Annotated in this window: 13 protein-coding genes and 8 pseudogenes; 9 read left to right on the top strand and 12 right to left on the bottom strand. The window is 69.0% G+C overall.

Annotated elements, in window-relative coordinates:
- Window positions 1-196 precede the first annotated feature (196 nt).
- Window positions 197-814 (top strand): annotated as a pseudogene (locus WKH84_RS21310) (copper resistance CopC family protein); the annotation flags it as partial.
- Here WKH84_RS21310 and WKH84_RS21305 read toward each other — a convergent pair.
- Complete coding sequence (locus WKH84_RS21305) at window positions 747-2042, bottom strand: bifunctional copper resistance protein CopD/cytochrome c oxidase assembly protein (RefSeq protein WP_341855020.1); 1296 nt, start codon at window positions 2040-2042, stop codon at window positions 747-749. The pseudogene WKH84_RS21310 and the gene WKH84_RS21305 sit on opposite strands and share 68 nt — an antisense overlap.
- A 44-nt stretch (window positions 2043-2086) precedes the next feature.
- Between WKH84_RS21305 and WKH84_RS21300 the strand changes: the two genes are divergently transcribed.
- Window positions 2087-2254, top strand: a complete 168-nt coding sequence (locus tag WKH84_RS21300) for a hypothetical protein (protein WP_341855019.1) — start codon at window positions 2087-2089, stop codon at window positions 2252-2254.
- A gap of 826 nt (window positions 2255-3080) precedes the next feature.
- On the opposite strand, the gene WKH84_RS21295 is transcribed toward WKH84_RS21300, so the two are convergent.
- The 5 genes and pseudogenes from WKH84_RS21295 to arsB form a co-directional block, all read right to left on the bottom strand.
- Window positions 3081-3683, bottom strand: coding sequence for a cadmium resistance transporter (locus WKH84_RS21295; RefSeq protein WP_341855018.1), 603 nt, complete (start codon window positions 3681-3683; stop codon window positions 3081-3083).
- Window positions 3680-4039, bottom strand: a complete 360-nt coding sequence (locus WKH84_RS21290; protein ID WP_341855017.1) for a metalloregulator ArsR/SmtB family transcription factor — start codon at window positions 4037-4039, stop codon at window positions 3680-3682. Before WKH84_RS21290 ends, WKH84_RS21295 begins: the two co-directional genes overlap by 4 nt.
- Before the next feature lie 171 nt (window positions 4040-4210).
- Window positions 4211-5518, bottom strand: a pseudogene (locus WKH84_RS21285) (FAD-dependent oxidoreductase).
- Between the two features lie 74 nt (window positions 5519-5592).
- Window positions 5593-6021, bottom strand: coding sequence for a low molecular weight phosphatase family protein (locus tag WKH84_RS21280; protein ID WP_341855016.1), 429 nt, complete (start codon window positions 6019-6021; stop codon window positions 5593-5595).
- A 25-nt stretch (window positions 6022-6046) separates the two neighbouring features.
- The gene (gene arsB, locus WKH84_RS21275) at window positions 6047-7138 is read right to left on the bottom strand and encodes an ACR3 family arsenite efflux transporter (RefSeq protein WP_341855015.1); all 1092 of its coding nucleotides are present in this window, start codon (window positions 7136-7138) and stop codon (window positions 6047-6049) included.
- Window positions 7139-7219: 81 nt separating this feature from the next.
- On the opposite strand from arsB, the pseudogene WKH84_RS21270 reads away from it, so the two are divergent.
- The 5 genes and pseudogenes from WKH84_RS21270 to WKH84_RS21250 all read left to right on the top strand — a co-directional run.
- A pseudogene (locus tag WKH84_RS21270) lies at window positions 7220-7584 on the top strand (metalloregulator ArsR/SmtB family transcription factor).
- Between the two features lie 28 nt (window positions 7585-7612).
- Window positions 7613-8044, top strand: a complete 432-nt coding sequence (locus WKH84_RS21265) for an arsenate reductase ArsC (protein WP_341855014.1) — start codon at window positions 7613-7615, stop codon at window positions 8042-8044.
- Between the two features lie 8 nt (window positions 8045-8052).
- Complete coding sequence (locus tag WKH84_RS21260; RefSeq protein WP_341855013.1) at window positions 8053-8508, top strand: hypothetical protein; 456 nt, start codon at window positions 8053-8055, stop codon at window positions 8506-8508.
- Entirely contained in the window at window positions 8390-8713 is a 324-nt protein-coding gene (locus WKH84_RS21255) for a heat-shock protein HtpX (RefSeq protein ID WP_341855012.1), read from the top strand. The genes WKH84_RS21260 and WKH84_RS21255 overlap by 119 nt, the downstream gene beginning before the upstream one ends.
- A gap of 117 nt (window positions 8714-8830) precedes the next feature.
- Window positions 8831-9184, top strand: a pseudogene (locus WKH84_RS21250) (IS5 family transposase); the annotation flags it as partial.
- A gap of 45 nt (window positions 9185-9229) precedes the next feature.
- Here the strand turns inward: WKH84_RS21250 and WKH84_RS21245 are convergent.
- A pseudogene (locus tag WKH84_RS21245) lies at window positions 9230-9522 on the bottom strand (integrase core domain-containing protein); the annotation flags it as partial.
- 243 nt (window positions 9523-9765) lie between these two features.
- Here WKH84_RS21245 and WKH84_RS21240 point away from each other — a divergent pair.
- Window positions 9766-10964 (top strand): annotated as a pseudogene (locus tag WKH84_RS21240) (IS30 family transposase).
- On the opposite strand, the gene WKH84_RS21235 reads toward WKH84_RS21240, so the two are convergent.
- From WKH84_RS21235 to WKH84_RS21225, 3 genes are all read right to left on the bottom strand, one after another.
- Window positions 10861-11544 carry a DDE-type integrase/transposase/recombinase gene (locus WKH84_RS21235; protein WP_341855011.1) on the bottom strand — a complete coding sequence of 228 codons (684 nt, stop codon included), beginning with the start codon at window positions 11542-11544 and terminating at the stop codon, window positions 10861-10863. The pseudogene WKH84_RS21240 and the gene WKH84_RS21235 sit on opposite strands and share 104 nt — an antisense overlap.
- Window positions 11541-11849 carry a transposase gene (locus tag WKH84_RS21230; RefSeq protein WP_341855010.1) on the bottom strand — a complete coding sequence of 103 codons (309 nt, stop codon included), beginning with the start codon at window positions 11847-11849 and terminating at the stop codon, window positions 11541-11543. Before WKH84_RS21230 ends, WKH84_RS21235 begins: the two co-directional genes overlap by 4 nt.
- A gap of 150 nt (window positions 11850-11999) precedes the next feature.
- Window positions 12000-12530 (bottom strand): thioesterase family protein, encoded by a 531-nt coding sequence (locus tag WKH84_RS21225; protein ID WP_341855009.1) that lies wholly within the window; start codon window positions 12528-12530, stop codon window positions 12000-12002.
- Between the two features lie 53 nt (window positions 12531-12583).
- Between WKH84_RS21225 and WKH84_RS21220 the strand changes: the two genes are divergently transcribed.
- Entirely contained in the window at window positions 12584-13519 is a 936-nt protein-coding gene (locus WKH84_RS21220; protein WP_341855008.1) for an acyl-CoA thioesterase II, read from the top strand.
- Between the two features lie 80 nt (window positions 13520-13599).
- Here WKH84_RS21220 and WKH84_RS21215 read toward each other — a convergent pair.
- Together WKH84_RS21215 and glgP are read right to left on the bottom strand one after the other, a co-directional pair.
- A pseudogene (locus tag WKH84_RS21215) lies at window positions 13600-14727 on the bottom strand (extracellular solute-binding protein); the annotation flags it as partial.
- A 233-nt stretch (window positions 14728-14960) separates the two neighbouring features.
- Window positions 14961-17526: pseudogene (gene glgP, locus WKH84_RS21210) on the bottom strand (alpha-glucan family phosphorylase).
- Window positions 17527-17601: the final 75 nt, after the last annotated feature.

Here is a 17601-nt window from a genome sequence, read left to right as displayed (position 1 = left end):
CCCGAGGAGGAGACGTTCATGACGGCGGACACGACGGTCGCTCGCGGAACCACCGGGACGGCGGTGCGGATCATGCTGGCCAGCCTGTTCGGGCCGCTCGCCGCCGTACTGATGCCACTGGTGGTGCCCGCATTGTTGCCCGCGGCGTCGGCGCACGACACCTTGACCTCTTCGAACCCGGCGAAGAGGCGAAAGCCTCGAGCAGGCTCCCGAGGCGCTCGAGCTCACCTACAGCGATGAGGTTCTCAACCTCTCTCCGGCCGTGCGACTGACCACCTCCGCCGGCGAGGAGATCTTCACCGAGACACCCGCCGTGTCCGGCAACACGGCCACGATCGACCTGCCGCCGCCGCCCGCCGATGACTATCAGGTCTTGTGGCGTGTCGTCTCCTCGGACGGCCACCCGATCGAAGGCACGGTCGACTTCACCGTCACAGTCGGTGCCGAGCCCACGGCCACAGCGGACTCCGAATCGGAGGAGCCGAAGGAGAGCGAGGAGCCGACCGCCGGGACGGACGAACCGAGCACGGAAGACACCGCCGCCGAACCGGCAGAGGCTCAACAGAGCGAGGGCGGCCTTCCTCTCGGTATGATCCTCGGCGGCCTCGCTCTGCTCCTACTGCTCGCCGCGATCGGTGCGATCATCGTCCGCCTGCGCCGCGCCCCGGTGACAACACCGACTGACCATCACGAACCCGATCAGGACAACGCATCACGGCACGCCGCGGCGAGCAACAGAACCCGGCTCAGTACCGCGCTGAGGCGGAACGACCTACGGAGAGTCCTTCGCTGCTCCGTCGCGATCGCGAGATGACCGCGCCGTGCAGGACTGCCAGCGTCAGAACCAGCGCAAGCAGGACCCGGCCACCAAGCCTTTGATCTCCGAACGCATCGGGGCCCCAGGTCCGCCCCATGACTGCGAACCAGTCGGGCTCCACGACCGGGAGCGCCAGCACCAGCAGAAGCGCCAGCCCAGCAAGAAAGCCGGCCCCCACAACCAGGGCCACCCAGCGCTCCCGCCCAGCGACCATGCCACCACCCAGCGCCCTACCCTGGAATGGCGGCGCCACAGCGGCACCGGCCACCACAGCGGCAGTAAGCACGATCAGTCGGCCGGGCGCGGTATGCAACCCCGCGCCGAGCGCCGGGGTCAGGTAGATCGCTGCAAATCCCGCCGCGCCGAGCGGCGCCAACACCGCCGGGTGAGCGAGCCACCGACCCGCACGGGAGCGAGGCTTCCAGTCGACGAGCTCGCGCAGTCCCGCCGAACCGTCCGACCGAGGAGCGATCCGATCCCGCACGAGATCACCGAAACGCCCGGCAACCAGTAGAGGCACTGCCACCAGAGCAAGCGGCGCGTGCTGGCTCAGGTGCACGGAGAACTGCACCGGCGCGTACACGCCCGGTGCCCCGTTCGTCACCCAAAAGATGACCACGCATCCCGCTACCCACGCCGAAGTCCTGGCCACGGGCCAGCGTCGCCCGCCAGTGCCCGTCAACGGGCGGCGCAGGTGCACCCAGAGGTAGATGACCGCGAGACCGAGGGCGAGTGCCATTCCGGCGACGTCCACACGCCAGGTCGTCAGCGGCGTCGCCAGCTCAGGCGGAGCAGGCAGTGGATAGTCGGTCAGCGCCTCAGCCGTCGAGGTGACCGGCTCAGGCTCGTCCGGCACCGGAGGCGCCGTGTTCGACAGTGCGGCAGCGAGTCCGGTCGCCGCCGCGATCAGGAAGACTTCCCCCGCGGCGAGCCACAGGAAGTCTCTCCGGCGATCCGAGTCCCGCGACCGGCCCAGTACCCGTCGGCGCCGCCACCAGCCAGCGCCACCCAGCGACACCAGCAACACCGTCTTCAGCACGAGCATCCACCCGTACGCGGTGGTCACAAGGTCCAGAGGCGCGGAGAGCCGGACCAGGGCAGAGGCGATACCGCTGGCGGCCAACGCCCCATAACAAGCAAGCGCCAGGACGCTGAACCGTTCGGCGACATCCCTCAGTCGTGCTCCGAGCCGGCCCGCAACCAGCACGAGCGGCCGCGAGCCCACCCAGCCACACTCCGGCGACCACGAGGTGCACGATCATCGCGCTCGTGGCCGCCTCATGGGAGGTCTGCCCCGAGGCGTGGCCCGTCATCGACTTCGTCACCAACGCCGCGAACACCAGACTCAGCGAGATCAGCGACCCCGTACGGGACCTCACGACGATCAGCATGGTCGAGGCGGCGGCGACGAACACCGCCCCGGCAAGCTGGTATTGACCGAGCTCAAGCCGTGTGATGTACATCAGGAGATCGGAGCCGAACCGCGGGGAGAAGGGTGCCTGGCCCGCCGCCAAAGCGTAGCCAAGCACCATCCGTACGACCAGCGGCGTTGACCACACCATTCCCAGGCCCATACCGATATCGAGCGTCCGCTCGTACGCTGGATGGAACCGAGACACGGCGACGTGTTCCTGATCAGCCTCCGACGCGGACGGCTCCGCACGGCGGGGCGACACGACGAGCGCCAGCACGAGGCACGCCACGGTCGCGGCACCGACCACATCACCGATGGCATCGACGATCGGCAAACCCCACCGCACCACCGGGCCGGCATCGACGAGCTCCATCGAGACCGGTGCTCCCGCCATGGCGGCCGCGATCACCGTCCAGAGCAGAGCCCACGGGGCCGCAAAGACCCACGATGAGGATTCTGGTGCGAATCGAGCTCACCAGCTCGCCCCGCATCGAATCCCGGAAACTGCTTTGCGCCGACAGGCGAGGCGGCCGTCTCGGCGTCGTTGTCTGCCACTCTGTTCGCCGCACGGGAAGCAACCCGGCGCGTACCGATCCTCAACATGCCGCCCAGTCTCCCGTTCACTGTTGCGCCAGCTACTCCACTAGCCCCGGTCAGGCTAGCCATCGACCGGTGCGCGCTGGAACTCAGACGAGCTCACCATGAGCAAGCCCTCCCCGTTGAACGGTGGGAACTCGTCGGGGCTCAGATCCGGACTCCGCTCGGACGATGCCGACGCGACGAAGTGTCCCGGGTCCAGGTTCCGGGACCGATCTATCGAGCCCGGGACCTGTGTTTGCTTTAGCTGAGTCAGAGGCCGAAAGCTCCGCCACTGACAAGGATGACGATGCCGAGACCGATAAGAACGATGGGGAAGAGGATGTGCTCCCAGCGTTCGAGGACTTCGGCAATCGGTGGGCGAGTGGCGACGAACTTTGCCAGGGCCACCAGGACCGCGACGAGGGCGAGGAAGACGATGCAGTAGGCGACTACGGCGAGAGGTTCCACGCTGAGGAAGACAGGGGTGTACACGCCGATGTTGTCGCCGCCGTTGGCGAGGGTGACGCCTGCGACTGTCCACACGCCGACCTTTTTGCCGGCAACCTTGGCCTCGTCGTCGTCATCGTCGTCGTCTCCGCGCCAGGCCTGCCACGCGGCCCACAGGCCGAGGCCCAGAGGGATGAGACCGAAGTACGGGATGGTCGCCGAGGGCAGGAACGCTCCGGCGCCGATGGTCACCAGGACCGCGGCACCGAGGATGCCGGCGAACCCGAGGTACTGGCCGGCCAGAATGCGGGCGGTAGTGCCGCGCTGGCCTGCCCCTCGCGCGAAGAAGAGGGAGAGCACGATGATGTCGTCGATGTTGGTCGCTGCGAACAGGCCCATCGCCTGCAAGACCGAGGTGAGGATCATGCGCCCTCCCCAGGCGCGTCGCATCCGGGAAGCGAGCAGGCGGGATCGATGCACGGGGCGTCTTCGTCCACTGCCAGGGTGGCATCGACCAGTGCCGTCAGCGCCTGCGCCAGGTGCGAATCGGCGATCTCATATCGTGTCCGACGACCCTCGGGCTCGGAGACGACGATCCCGCAATCGCGCAGGCATGCCAGGTGGTTGGACACGTTCGGGCGTGTCAGGTCCAGATCTCGGGCCAGTTCCGCCGGGTAAGCGGGATGGTCGAGCAGGGTCAAGATGATCCGGGATCGAGTGGGGTCGGCCAGTGCACGACCCAGGCGGTTCATCACGTCGAGACGCGAAGCAATAGTCAGCATGCACTGAACTATACAGCATGCACTGAACACTCCGTCCCAGGCGTCAGGCCAGATCTCATGCCCGTAAGGGGAGACTGCCGGGGGAGAGATTTATTCGTGGATGCACTATTCCTCGACGTGGAGCGCGGAGGCCAGACTGACCCACGTCGGGCAATGCGCCCTCTCGTGAGGTCAGCGACCGACAGACAGCTCAATCAGTTGCGGACTGGAGCAGCAGGCGTCGCCGGCTGGCGCGGGGGCGTCGCAGCCGCCGCCGAGGTCGGTAGTGCACACGCCGGTCTCGGGCAATTCGAGGTGGACCGCGTCTGTCGCTTCGCGGTCACCGGCAAGGGCGCCGCAATGGAGCGGACCTGTTCGTAGCCGGTGGCCATGAGGAAGGTGGGGGCGCGGCCGTAGCTCTTCATGCCGACGATGTAGAAGTTCTTCTCCGGGTGGGAGAGGACGCGCTCACCGTGGGGCTCGACGGATCCGCAGGAGTGGAACTCGGGGTCGATGAGCGGTCCCAGCTGTGCGGGTGCCTCGACGGCCGGGTCCAGGGTCAGGCGGAGCTCAGCGAGCATTCCGAGATCGGGGCGGAACCCGGTGGCCGGCACCAGCACATCGACGCTCACCTCTCGCTCCCCGTCCGGGGTCACCGCGTGAACGGTCAACGAGTCCTCGAGGCTGAAGTGGGTGATGGTGAACGAGGTGAGGACTTCGATGCGTCCGGAGTCGACCAGCTTGCGCGACCGGGAGCCGAGTGCCCCACGCGCTGCGAGCTCGTCCTGCTCGCCGCCGCCGTAGACGCGGGTGAGATCCGCGGTGCGGACGGCCCAGAGGATCGTGGTGGCGGCGTCCAGCTCTGCGAGGTCCAGCAGTGTGTTCGCGGCCGAGTGGCCAGCACCCGTCACCATGACCCGCTTGCCGGCGACGCGCTCGCGATCACGGCCCTGCACATCGGGCAGTGGCGGCGTGATGCGACCCGCAGCGAGGGCCTGTCGCTCACCGGGAGCGAGAAGCCCGGCCTGGCCCAGCGGGTTGGGCGTCGACCAGGTGCCGGACGCATCGATGACAGCAGAGGCGAGGACGTCGTCACTGCGCCCGTCAGTGGTCTCGATCCGGACGAGGAAGGGGGTCTCCTCGCGGCGTGCGGTACGGGTCTTGTCCATGCCGGCGCGGGAGACCGCGGTGACACGAGCGTCGTAGCGGATCGACTCGGCGAGCTGAGGAAGGCGCGAGGGGCTCGAGGTACTGCTCGCGCGACTCGTGACCGGTCGGCAGAGCCTCCGCGTCAGGGGCGGTCCAGCCGCTGGCCTCGAGGAGGCGCTGAGCGGCGGCGTCGAGGTTGTACTGCCACGGGGAGAACAGCCGAGTGTGTCCCCAGCCGGCGATCGCCGCTCCGGCTGTAGGCCCTGCCTCAAGGAGGACGAAGGGCAGGCCGCGTTCGGCGAGGTGGGCGGCGGCGGCCAGACCGATGGGTCCGGCACCGATGATGACCACGGGATGCGAAGTGGTGGAGGTGGTGGAGGTAGTGGAGGTGGTGAGCGTGGGATCTCCTAGGTGCCGGGACGGGATCAGTTCGGGGCCTGGGTGAGGTCTGCCAGGAGCGCGCGGACGTGGGCGTCGATGTCATCGCGCACCAGGCGCATGCGTTCCATCCCGTCGATGCCACGCTTCGAGGGTTCATCGGTGTGCCAGGTAGTCACCGGAGCGGTCATGCCCTCCACGGTCTCGATGACGGCTTCACCGCCGATCACGATCACCTGATCGACGCCGCGCAGCGACTCCGGGGTGACCGGTCGCGGAACGGCGGAGGACATGTCCGCGCCGACCTCTGCGATCGCCTCCGCAGACTGGGCATTGATGGAGCCGCCGGGACGGGTGCCGGCGGAGTGGACCTCGACGGCATCTCCGGCGTGGTGGCGCATGAGGGTCGCTGCCATCTGGGACTTGCCGCCGTTCTTCACGCACACGAACAGGACTGCGGGGCGCTTCGTGGTCATCGCGACTGCATCTCCTTCTTGTGGGTCATCGGGTGGGGACGGTGGGGTCACCGGGGAACAGGCGCCGCCCCATCGCGAGGGCGACGTAGACGAGGGCGACCAGAACTGGGACCTCGATCAGGGGACCGACGACACCGGCGAGGGCCTGACCGGAGGTGACGCCGAAGGAACCGATCGCGACGGCGATCGCGAGCTCGAAGTTGTTGCCCGAGGCGGTGAAGGCGACGGTCGTGGACTTCGCGTAGTTCAACCCGATCGCGCGACCGAGGAGGAACGACCCAAGGAACATGACCACGAAGTAGACCAGCGGCGGCAGGGCGATGCGGGCCACGTCCCCGGGAGCGGCGAGGATCGCGTCGCCCTGGAGGGAGAACAGCGACACGATGGTGAACAGCAGGCCGTACAGCGCCCACGGGCCGATCTTCGGCAGGAACCGCTCCTCGTACCAGGTGCGGCCCTTGACGCGCTCTCCGACCACGCGGGTGAGGAACCCGGCGACCAGGGGGATGCCGAGGAAGATCAGCACGCTGAGGACGATCGCGCCGATCGAGAACTCGGCCGAGGTGGTCGGCGACCCCAGCCACGACGGCGCCGCCTGGAGGTAGAACCAGCCCAGGGCACCGAAGGCGATCACCTGGAACACGGAGTTGATCGCGACCAGGACGGCCGCGGCCTCACGGTCTCCGCAGGCGAGGTCGTTCCAGATCAGCACCATCGCGATGCGGCGCGCGAGACCGACGATGATCAGACCCGTCCGGTACTCCGGCAGGTCGGCAAGGAAGATCCACGCCAGGGCGAACATCAGAGCCGGGCCGACGATCCAGTTCAGCACCAGCGAAGAGATCAGCAGACGCTTGTCGGCGCCGATGCGGCGGGTCTCGTCGTAGCGGACCTTCGCGAGGACCGGATACATCATCACCAACAGCCCGATCGCGATGGGCAGGGAGACGGAGCCGATCTTCACCGCCTCCAGAGCCGTGTTCAGGCCAGGGATGAACCGACCCAGCAGGAGCCCCGCAACCATCGCGGCCAGGATCCATACCGGTAGCCAGCGATCCAGGAAGGACATCTCCTTCATCACGCGTGGTCGCTCCACGTCCTTGGTGGTCGTACTCATCAGTGTTCGGGACCTTCCATCGACGGATATCGATGCGAACGCTATGCTGTACATCGATGACTGTCAATGTAAGGTGAGGGCATGTCCACGACAACTGAGATCGCTTCTGCCGGGCTTGACGCGGGTCGCGAGACCGAGGAGTCTGCACGTTGTCGTCCGGGCCGGTCAACAGCGTTGACGCGGAGAGGCTCGCCTCCCTGCTGAAGGCGCTGTCCGATCCCACCCGGCTCCGGCTCCTCTCCCACGTCGCAGCCCAGGGCTGCGATTCGGTCTGTGCGTGCGACCTCACTGAACCGCTCGGGATCGGTCAGCCGACCGTCAGCCACCACATGAAGAAGCTCGTCGACGCCGGCCTGCTCACGCGCGAGCAGAAGGGCCGCTGGGCCCACTACTCCGTCGTCCCGTCGGCCTTCGCTGAACTCCGCGCCTTCCTCGATATCGCCTGATTCCCTACTGCCTGCTTTGGAGATCCTCATGACCGCACGTCCCAGTGTCCTGTTCGTCTGTGTCCACAACGCCGGCCGCTCCCAGATGGCGACCGGGTGGGCGCGTGAAATCGCCGGCGACCGCATCGAGGTCCGCTCCGCCGGGTCAGCGCCCGCCGACTCGATCAACCCCGCTGCAGTAGAGGCGATGGCGGAGGTCGGCATCGACATCTCCCACCAGAACCCGAAGATCCTCACCCCCGAATCCGTCCAGGCCTCCGACGTGGTCATCACCATGGGATGCGGCGACGACTGCACCTACTACGCCGGCAAGCGGTACGAGGACTGGAAACTCGCAGACCCGGCCGGGAAGGGCGTCGCGGAGGTCCGCCCCGTGCGCGATGAGATCCGCGCCCGCGTCGAGGAGCTCATCGCCAGCCTTCTCCCGCAGGGCACCTCGACCACCTCGGCTCAGAACTGAGGATCAAGATGGCATCGCAGCGTGAGACCCCTTCGCTCTTGAGCGCCGAGCACGTCCTCCACAGCATCGCCGGCGATCTCTCTCGCCGCTTCACCGGGGTGTTCGCTGCCGAGACGGTTGACCGGTACGTCTTCGAGTCCTACACCGCTCTGGCTCGCACCTCCAAGATCACCTCCCACCTGCCTTCACTCACCGAGCGCTTCGCCAGAGACCGATTGACCGCCCTCGCACAAGCCAAGGGCGCCGCCCCCCACGACGTCCCCGAAGTCTTGCTGGTGTGCGTTCAGAACGCAGGCCGCTCACAGATGGCCGCCGCGGCTGCTGGATCACCACGCCGCGGGTCGAGTGCACGTCCGCTCCGCCGGATCCGCACCCAGCGACGCACTCCACCCACGCGCCGTGGAAGTCATGCACGAGATCGGAATCGAGCTTGCCTCCGCATTCCCCAAGCCCCTCACCGATGATGTCGTCCGCGCGACCGACGTCGTCATCACCATGGGTCGCGGAGACGCCTGCCCCATCTACCCCGGCAAACGCTATGAGGACTGGGACCTCCGCGACCCAGCAGACAGCACACTCAAGCAAGCACGCGAAGTCCGCGACGAGATCGACGCCCGCGTCCGCCACCTACTGACCGAAATTCTTCCTGCATCCACAACGCCCCACTGACTGACGCGCGGAGAAACTCAGCGCCACAATTCCCTGGTTGCCGGGGGCGGCATCGTTCGCCTGTGCACTAGAGCGTGTCTCCTAAGCTCGTGCCCGCTTGTGCGTGATTCTGGATAGATGAGCCGACGAAGCGTGTTGTCCGACGCCCAGTGGGAAACGATCCAGCCGTCGCTACCTGCCCAACAACCCTGGTCAGGGCGTCCGAGGCGGGATCACCGGCAGGTCGTCGAGGGAATCATCTATCGCTACCGCTGCGGGATCGCCTGGCGAGACCTCCCCGAGGATTTCGGGCCCTGGCAAACAGTGTGGAAGCGGCACCGTGCCTGGGCCGAGGACGGTGTCTGGGATCAGGTCCTCGACGCTCTCCTGGTGCGCGCCGACGACGAGGGGAAGCTGGACTGGTCAGTCGCGGTCGACTCCACGATCTGCCGCGCTCACCAGCACGGCACGAACCTCGAGCGCACCACAGGGGGCACTGTGGAACGGGACTGATGCGCGAACAGGTGACAGCTGCGGTTAGGCCGCCAGGCTGACGGTCGGGTCCATGATGGTCTCGTACTCGATGGGGGTCAATCGGCCCAGACGAGCCTGTCGGCGACGACGGTGGTAGGTGCGTTCGATCCAGGTGATGATCGCGATGCGCGCTCTTCTCGGGTCCGCCACCTCTTGCGGTCCAGGACGTTCTTCTGCGACAGAGCGAAGAAGGACTCCATTGCGGCATTGTCCCCGGCGGCACCGACTTTCCCCATTGACCCGATGAGGTGATACCGGTTCAGTGCGTGCACGAACTTCCGTGACCGGAACTGGGTGGATTCAACTGGTGGACGCAACACCTCAGGTCGAGGAGGGTGTTGATGGGACGACCAGCTGGATGGCTGAAGGAACTCACGGGCCGGTCGGCGATGATCTCGCCAGGCGCCCCGAAGACGCGCCGCGGCATCGAACGCAGGTTCTGGAAAGAGATAGCGACGGGACGCTCCTCGGAGGACGCGCCCGGGAAGGTGGGCGTGTCTGCGACCGTCGGGGCACGCTGGTTCCGACAAGGTGGCGGCATGAGGACGATCGAACTCACCGAGCCTGGCGGACGTTATCTGTCGTTTCCTGAGCGGGAGGAGATCGCTGTCCTGCACGCTCAGCAGGTGGGCGTGCGCGAGATCGCGCGCAGGATCAACCGCGACCCGGCCACGATCTCGCGCGAGTGCGTCGAAACGCCGCTACCCGCGGCGGGAAGCTGGAGTACCGGGCCTCGGTCGCGCAGTGGAAGGCGGAGCTGATGGCGCGGAGGCCGAAGACCGCGAAGCTGGTCGCGAACCCGAAACTACGGAACTACGTCCAGGACCGGCTCAGCGGCGATGTGTGCCATCCAGATGGGTCGATCGTGGCCGGGCCGGACGTACCGGCGTGGAAGGGCAGGTCGAAGCCACGCCGGGCCGACCGGCGGTGGGTCACGGCGTGGAGTCCGGAGCAGATCTCACACCGGCTTGAGATCGACTACCCCGAGGATGAGTCCATGCGTATCAGTCACGAGGCGATCTACCAGTCCCTGTTCATCGAGGGCCGGGGCGCGCTCAAGCGAGAACTGGTCGCCTGCCTGCGCACCGGCCGATCTCTGCGGGCGCCCCGAGCCCGGTCGAAGAACAAGCCTCAAGGGCACGTGACCGAGGATGTGGTCCTCAGTGAACGCCCCGCCGAAGCCGCTGACCGCGCCGTGCCAGGACACTGGGAAGGTGACCTGATCATCGGCACGAACCGGTCCGCGATCGGTACCGTCATTGAGCGCAAGAGCCGAGCCACGTTGCTGGTGCACCTGCCTCGGCTGGACGGCTACGGGCAGACACCGCGGGTCAAGAACGGTCCCGCCCTGGCCGGCTACGGCGCTGTGGCGATGAACGCCGCTTTGACTGCCTCGATGACGACCCTGCCGCGCAGTTGCGCAAGACGCTGACCTGGGACCGCGGCAAGGAGCTGTCTGGGCATGCGCAGTTCACTGTGGAGACGGGCACGAAGGTGTTCTTCGCCGATCCCCACTCGCCGTGGCAGAGGCCCACGAACGAGAACACGAACGGGCACGCTACGTCAGTACTTCCCGAAGGGTACCGATCTCTCACGCTGGACTGTGCAGGACCTCGAAGCGGTCGCGCTGGCAGTCAACAATCGTCCCCGGAAGGTCCTCGGCTGGAAGTCTCCAGCTGAGGTGTTCGCCGAGCAGCTACAGTCACTCGAGCAAGAGGGTGTTGCATCCACCGATTGAATCCACCCTGGGTCCCGCGGTCCGAGTGCACGATGCATCCGGCGGCATCGCTACGACGAGATACTGCGTTGTCCAGGGCGTTCACCGCGAGACGTGCCTTCATCCGGTCGCTGATCGAGTAGCCCACGATCCGGCCGGAGAACACGTCCTTGATCGCGCAGAGGTAGAGCTTCCCCTCATCGGTCCGGTGCTCGGTGATATCGGTCAGCCACAGTTCGTTGACGTCATCGGCCGTGAAATCTCGCTGCACGAGGTCGTCGTGGACCGGCGGGCCCGGCCGTTTCCCGTTCTTCCCCCGCTTCTTCCCGAACACGGACCACCACCGGTTGTCCCGGCAGATCCGCCACGCGGTCCTCTCACACATGCGCTGGCCAGCCGCTTCCGCTTCGCCGGCGAGGAACCGGTAACCGAACTCGGGATCGTCACGGTGGGCGTCGAACAGGGCGTTCGCCCGATACGCCTCGACCAGTTCCGACGGGGTGACCTGCTGTTTCCGCCAGCGATAGTAGGGCTGGCGGGAGAGCTTCAGGACCCGCAGGGACACCGCGACGGGGATCCCGTCAGCGGCGAGCTCGCTCACGAGCGGGTAGAGGATTTTCCCGGCAGATTCGCCTGCGAGAGATAGGCGGCCGCGCGACGCAGGACCTCGTTCTCTTGCTCCAGCGGCCGATTCCGACGACGCAGATCCCGCGGCTCGGAGGACTCCTCGCGGGTGGTCCCGGGACGGGCACCGTCCTCGACATCGGCCTGGCGCATCCAGTTCGTCAGGCAGGACTCCGAGATCCCGAAGTCCTTCGCGATCTGGGAGAGCTTCTGGCCAGGTTCACGGTTCCTCGCGACACGCACGACGTCGTCACGGAACTCCTGGGGGTATGGAGCGGGCATGGTCCACATCCTTCCCTGCAACGCCGCTCAGCGCTACAGATCATGTGACACCTACCCGCGCATCAGTCCCGATGCAGGCCGCGCGCGCGCAGGTTCTCGGTGTGGGCCTGCTGCAGGCCGCGGGGCTCTGATAGGTGGCCTCCACCGAAGTCAGTCCCGGAAGGTCAGCGGCTCGCCCGTGAAGGCGCGCAGCGACTCGCGGGCCTCCTGCTCGAGGCGGACCGGGGAGCCGGTCTCCGCGTCCACCAGCACCATGACGGTGCGGGCGCGGGCGTAGGGCGCCCTCCCCTCGGGGTCGTCGCGGGTGAGGACGAGATAGTCCGCGGTCAGGCTCGCGCCGCCGATCCGGGAGAGCCACAGCCGCACCACCACGCCGTCGCGGCGGTGGCCGAGCTGACGGACGTACTCGATGCGCTGAGAAGCGATGACCGTGGCGATGTCCGTGTCCTCGGTACCGGCGCCGCTGACCGGCAGGGCGGCGGGCGGTCGCTGCGCCCCGAGCGCGAGCTGATCGGGCGCGGGTCGCCAGAAGGCCGCGATGCGGGCCTCCTCGAGCAGGCGCACCATGGCGGCGTTGTTCACGTGCCCGTAGGCGTCGAGGTCGGTCCAGCGCACGGGGACGGGCACGTCCAGCGGTGCGGGGTGCTCGGGCGTGGCGTCGGTGGTGATCGAGAACTGCATGATGCTCATGCTAGTTCGCCGGACCGGCACGGCCTGACCAGTACGATCGGGGCATGACCGCCTCGAACCCCGACCACGCGCGCATCGCCGCGGGCCTCGTCGACCTGCTGGACCTCCGTCCCGTCGATGCCGCGGGGGCGGCATCCTCCCCCACCGCCATCGCCGTCTACGAGGGGGACTCCTCCCCGCGACCCGGCGGTCACGTCTTCGGCGGCCAGGTGATGGGCCAGGCCGTCACCGCGGTGGGCCGCACCGTCCCGGAGGGCCGCCGGATCCATTCGATGTACTCCTACTTCCTCGCCCCGGGCGATCCCGCGCACCCGATCCGCTTCGAGGTCGACGCGGCGCGCGACGGCGGCTCCTTCTCCGTCCGACGCGTGCTCGCGACCCAGCCCGGCCGCACCGAGGAGGAGGGCGAGCGCACGATCCTCGCCATGACCGCCTCGTTCCAGGAGGAGCAGGAGGGGCTCGAGCACGCCGAGCACGCCCCCGAGGCCCCGGACCCCGAGGGGTCGCCGACGACCGCCGAGGTGCTCGCGGGCATCGAGCACCCGGTCGCCGAGTACTGGTCCACGCAGCGGCCGATCGACATCCGCCACGTCACCGACCCGATCTACCTGCGGCCCGACGCGAACGGCGGCACGATCGACGCGCAGATGGTGTGGATGCGCACCCTCGCCCCGGTGGACGCGGACCCGCTGCTGCACGACGCGATCCTCGCCTTCGCCAGCGACTACACGCCCTTCGAGCCGATCCTGCGCAAGCAGGGCCTGAGCTGGATGACGCCCGGTCTGAAGATGGCGACCATCGATCACGCGATCTGGTGGCACCGCCACGTGCGGGCCGACGAGTGGTCGCTGTACGTCCAGCGCTCCCCCTCCGCCTCGGGCGGGCGCGGTCTCACCCACGGGCAGATCTTCGACCGGTCCGGGGAGCTCGTCGCGACGGTCACGCAGGAGGGCATGATCCGCGCGCCGCGCCGGGGCTGATCCGCCGGGGCTGATCCGCCGGGGCTGATCGGGCGGGGTCGTGATCCGGCGGGACTGTGATCCGGCGCGGCCGCCGCCGGTCAGGACATGACCGTGCGGGCGGCCTCCTGGGCGCGGGGCGGCCGCCTCCTCCGCCGTGGTGTCGCCGCGGAACACCTCGGCGATGATCGCGAGGGCCTCGCCGGTCGCCTCCGCGGAGCGGGCCCCGTGCTCGGGGAGGGCCGGCTCCTGCGGCACCTCCACCGCGGAGACGTCCACGCCGACGCCCGCCCAGCTCTCCTCCCACGCGCCGCGCAGGTCGCGGTGCGCGGGGATCCCGAGGCGGTTCTCGGCCAGCGGCCGCGCCCCTCGACCGAGCCGAGCCAGCCCAGCGACCTCCCGATCGCCGCGGCGCGGTCCTCGTCGTCGGGATCCACACCGGCGGCCGCGACGGAGTGCACCAGCGGACGGGCGCCCTCGGGCCCCGCGACCACCGGGTGCAGGGTCCACTCGAAGGCGCCGTCGATCTCCTCGACCAGGGTGTGGAGGTCGTAGGTGCCGGTCTGGAGCGACCCCAGCCGCCCGCCGACGAAGAGGTCCCGGCGGCGGCCGGGCTCCTCGACGGTCTCGGCCGCGGCGGGCGCGAGATGGGAGGAGGCGAGGTCGGCGAGGTACTGGATCGCGGCGACGCCCTGCTCGGTGGCGAGGGTGACGGCGCCCTCCTCGTCTTGCCAGGCCCCGCCCTGCCCGGCGAGGAACGGGCCGAGCACCGAGGAGCGGTCGGGATGGGCGCTGAAGCCGTGGGTGGTGCGGGCGGCGGGGTCGAAGCCCTCGTCCCCGGGATGGCGGCCCTCCCCGTCGGCGGTGAGGGCGGTGGCGAGCTCCCGCGGCGGATCGGAGCCCGCGCCGGGGTCGAAGACCAGCGCGGAGGCGTCCCCGCCCGCGGCGGCGACGAGGCCCTGGTTCGCGATCAGCAGGCTCTGGTCGTAGTACTGGGGCACGCCCCACAGCGTCTCGTCGATCCGGTGGAGGTCGGTGGCGACCTGCTCCCAGGCGGAGCTGTCGCGCCCGACGATCTCGCCGACGTCCAGCGGCACCTCCGCGGCGTGGGTCTCGGCGAGATGGGCGGTGTTCATCCACAGCACGTCGGGCAGGGTGCCGCCGGCGACGTCGAGCGGCGGCTGGGTCCAGTAGTCGTCCCAGCTCAGCACCTCGAGCTCGACCTCGATGCCGCTGTCCGCGGTGAACGCGGCCAGCGACTCCTCGTAGGCGGCGCCGGCCGCCTCGCTCCACACCCGCATCCGCGACCGGTCGCCGCCCTCGAGCTCGGCAGGGGCGCCGCGGGAGCGACCGGAGAGGGCCCCGACCCCGACCAGTCCCATCGCGGCGGCGGTGAGCAGGAGCTGTCGACGGGTCGGCACGGGTTCGAGGCCTCTCTGACGGGTGCGTCGGGCGGTGAGCCTCAGGCGGTGGTCACCAGCCCGAGCTCGGCGCGGGAGGACAGCACCGGATGCTTGCGGGGTGACCCGCACGGTGCGACCCACCCGGCCGGGAACGGCGAGAGCGAAGCGGGCGGCGAAGCGCCCGTCGTCCCCGCGTCGCAGCGGGATCAGCCGCGGATCGATGATCTCATCCCCGTCGGCGACCTCTCCCAGGACCGCCTCGACCAGCACGTCCTCGTCCGCGAGGCCGGCGAGGTCGATCTCGGCCGAGAGGGTGACCTCGGCGCCGGTCGCCACCTGGCCCTCGGTCGTGCCCTCGAGGCGCACATCGCGCACGGCGATCTGCGACCACTCCTGGCCCACACGGGCCTTCCACTCGGTGAACGCCCCGGCCAGCGCGGGATCCGCGGCGAAGGCGCCCGCGGCGCGGGAGGCCGGGAGGTAGAGGTCGGTGACGTAGTCGCGCACCATCCGGGCGGCGGTGATCTGCGGGGCGATCCGCACCAGGGAGGAGCGGACCTTCGTCATCCAGCCGCGCCGCATCCCGCGCGCGTCGCGCTCGTAGAACAGCGGCGCGATCTCCTGCTCGAGGATCTCGTACAGCGCCCCGGCCTCGATCCGGTCGCGCTCGACCTGGTCGGCGACGTCCGCGGTCGGGATCGTCCACCCGGCCGCGGCGTCCTTCATCTCGTCCCACCAGCCGTCGGAGATGGAGAAGGTCAGACCGCCATTGAGCACGGCCTTCATGCCCGAGGTGCCGGAGGCCTCCTCGGGGCGGACGGGGTTGTTCAGCCACACGTCGGCCCCGGCGATCAGCACCGAGGCCATGCGGATGTCGTAGTCGGGCAGGAACACGATCCGGTGGCGCACGCCGTGGTCGTCGGCGAACTGCACCAGCTGCTGGAGGAACTCCTTGCCGGGGCGGTCGGCCGGGTGGGACTTGCCCGCCACGACGATCTGGACCGGGCGCTCCTCGTCCAGCAGGATCCGCTTGAGACGCTCGGGATCCGAGAGCATCAGCGTCAGCCGCTTGTAGGTCGAGACGCGGCGGGCGAAGCCGATGGTCAGGACGCCCGGGTCGAGGATGTGGTCGGTCCAGGCGAGCTCGGCCTCGTCGGCCCCGCGGCGCGACCAGGAGTCCTTCACGTGCTTGCGCGCCATCGCCACGAGGTCCGCGCGCGGCCGCGTCCCGGGTGGAGGTGAGCTCGTGGTCCGTGAGGGCCGACAGCGCGCTCCAGTCCGACATGGAGGAGATGTCGACGTCGCCGAGCGCCTTCTTGTACAGGTCATCCATGTGGGCGGAGGTCCAGGTGCGGCGGTGCACGCCGTTGGTGACCGAGCCGATCGGGACCTCGGGCACGTCGAAGCCCGGATACAGGTTCTGGAACATGGCGCGGGAGACGGCGCCGTGGAGCTTCGCGACGCCGTTGGAGCGCTGGGCGATGCGGAAGCCGAGCTGGGCCATGTTGAAGATGTCGCCGCCCTCCTCGATGCCGAGCGCGAGCGCGGCCTCGACCGGGAGGAGGGGATCAGGCGGGAGAGCCCGTTCTCGTCGGCGTCGAGGTAGCCGCGCGCCTGCGAGGCGTCGAAGCGGTCGATGCCGGCGGGCACCGGGGTGTGGGTGGTGAAGACGGTGCCGGCGCGCACCTCGGCGACGGCCTCGGAGAACCCGGCGCCGGCCTCGATCAGGCGACCCACGCGCTCCAGCCCGGAGAACCCGGCGTGGCCCTCGTTGAGGTGGAAGACGGTGGGGGCCGGTCCGCCGGTGACGCGGGCGTACTCCTGCACGGCGCGGACGCCGCCGATGCCCAGGACGATCTCCTGGACGATGCGGTGCTCGTGGTCGCCGCCGTAGAGGCGGTCGGTTATCTGGCGGGCGGACTCGTCGTTGCCCTCGACGTTCGTGTCCAGCAGGAGCGGCGCGACCCGGCCCACCTGGGCCTTCCACACGGCGATCGCCACGTCGCGGCCTCCCGGGAGGGTCACGCGGACGGTGAGCTGGGTGCCGTCCTGCTCGAGGACGGGCTCGACGGGAAGGTCGGCGGGGTCGTTGAGGCGGTACTCCTCCTCTCGCCAGCCGCTGCGATCCAGGGACTGGGAGAAGTAGCCCCACTGGTAGAGCAGGCCGATGGCGGTCAGGGGGACGCCGAGGTCCGAGGCGGACTTCAGGTGGTCGCCGGCGAGGATGCCGAGGCCGCCGGAGTAGATCGGCAGGGTGGGGGTGATCCCGAACTCCATGGAGAAGTACGCGATCGAGGAGCCCTGGCCGGTGCCCTGCTCGCTGGGGACGGTGCGCTGGAACCAGCGGCCGGAGTCGAGATAGGTGCGCAGGTCCTCGACCTCGGAGCGCATCCGTGTGAGGAAGGACTCGTCCCGCGCCGCCTCGGCCAGGCGCCCGGCGGGCACCATGGGCGACATCGCGAAGGGGTTCTCGCCGCTGTCGACGAAGGCCTGCGGGTCCAGGTCGCGGAACAGGTCGACGGTCTGTCGACGCCAGGACCAGCGCAGGTTCAGCGCGAGATCGCGCAGGGGGGCGAGGGCGTCCGGGAGCTCGGAGGCGACGGTGATCGTGGAGATCGGCTTCATGGCCACCAAGATACCCGAGCCGGGCCTCCTTCTTGCAATGGTCTTGCGTGTCGGGATCACCGAAGACCGGGAGAA

It is taken from the genome of Brachybacterium sp. GPGPB12 (assembly GCF_038396325.1).
GTDB lineage: Bacteria > Actinomycetota > Actinomycetes > Actinomycetales > Dermabacteraceae > Brachybacterium > Brachybacterium conglomeratum.
The sequence above is the reverse complement of the archived record's forward strand: the minus strand, read 5'-3'. Positions and strand labels throughout refer to the sequence as shown.

What these genes read in the sequence shown, in the direction of transcription:
- WKH84_RS21295 (WP_341855018.1), bottom strand. Translation starts at nt 3,683, where the DNA reads ATGATCCTCACCTCGGTCTTGCAGGCGATGGGCCTGTTCGCAGCGACC.
- WKH84_RS21290 (WP_341855017.1), bottom strand. Translation starts at nt 4,039, where the DNA reads ATGCTGACTATTGCTTCGCGTCTCGACGTGATGAACCGCCTGGGTCGT.
- WKH84_RS21280 (WP_341855016.1), bottom strand. Translation starts at nt 6,021, where the DNA reads ATGACCACGAAGCGCCCCGCAGTCCTGTTCGTGTGCGTGAAGAACGGC.
- arsB (WP_341855015.1), bottom strand. Translation starts at nt 7,138, where the DNA reads ATGAGTACGACCACCAAGGACGTGGAGCGACCACGCGTGATGAAGGAG.
- WKH84_RS21265 (WP_341855014.1), top strand. Translation starts at nt 7,613, where the DNA reads ATGACCGCACGTCCCAGTGTCCTGTTCGTCTGTGTCCACAACGCCGGC.
- WKH84_RS21260 (WP_341855013.1), top strand. Translation starts at nt 8,053, where the DNA reads ATGGCATCGCAGCGTGAGACCCCTTCGCTCTTGAGCGCCGAGCACGTC.
- WKH84_RS21230 (WP_341855010.1), bottom strand. Translation starts at nt 11,849, where the DNA reads ATGCCCGCTCCATACCCCCAGGAGTTCCGTGACGACGTCGTGCGTGTC.
- WKH84_RS21225 (WP_341855009.1), bottom strand. Translation starts at nt 12,530, where the DNA reads ATGCAGTTCTCGATCACCACCGACGCCACGCCCGAGCACCCCGCACCG.
- WKH84_RS21220 (WP_341855008.1), top strand. Translation starts at nt 12,584, where the DNA reads ATGACCGCCTCGAACCCCGACCACGCGCGCATCGCCGCGGGCCTCGTC.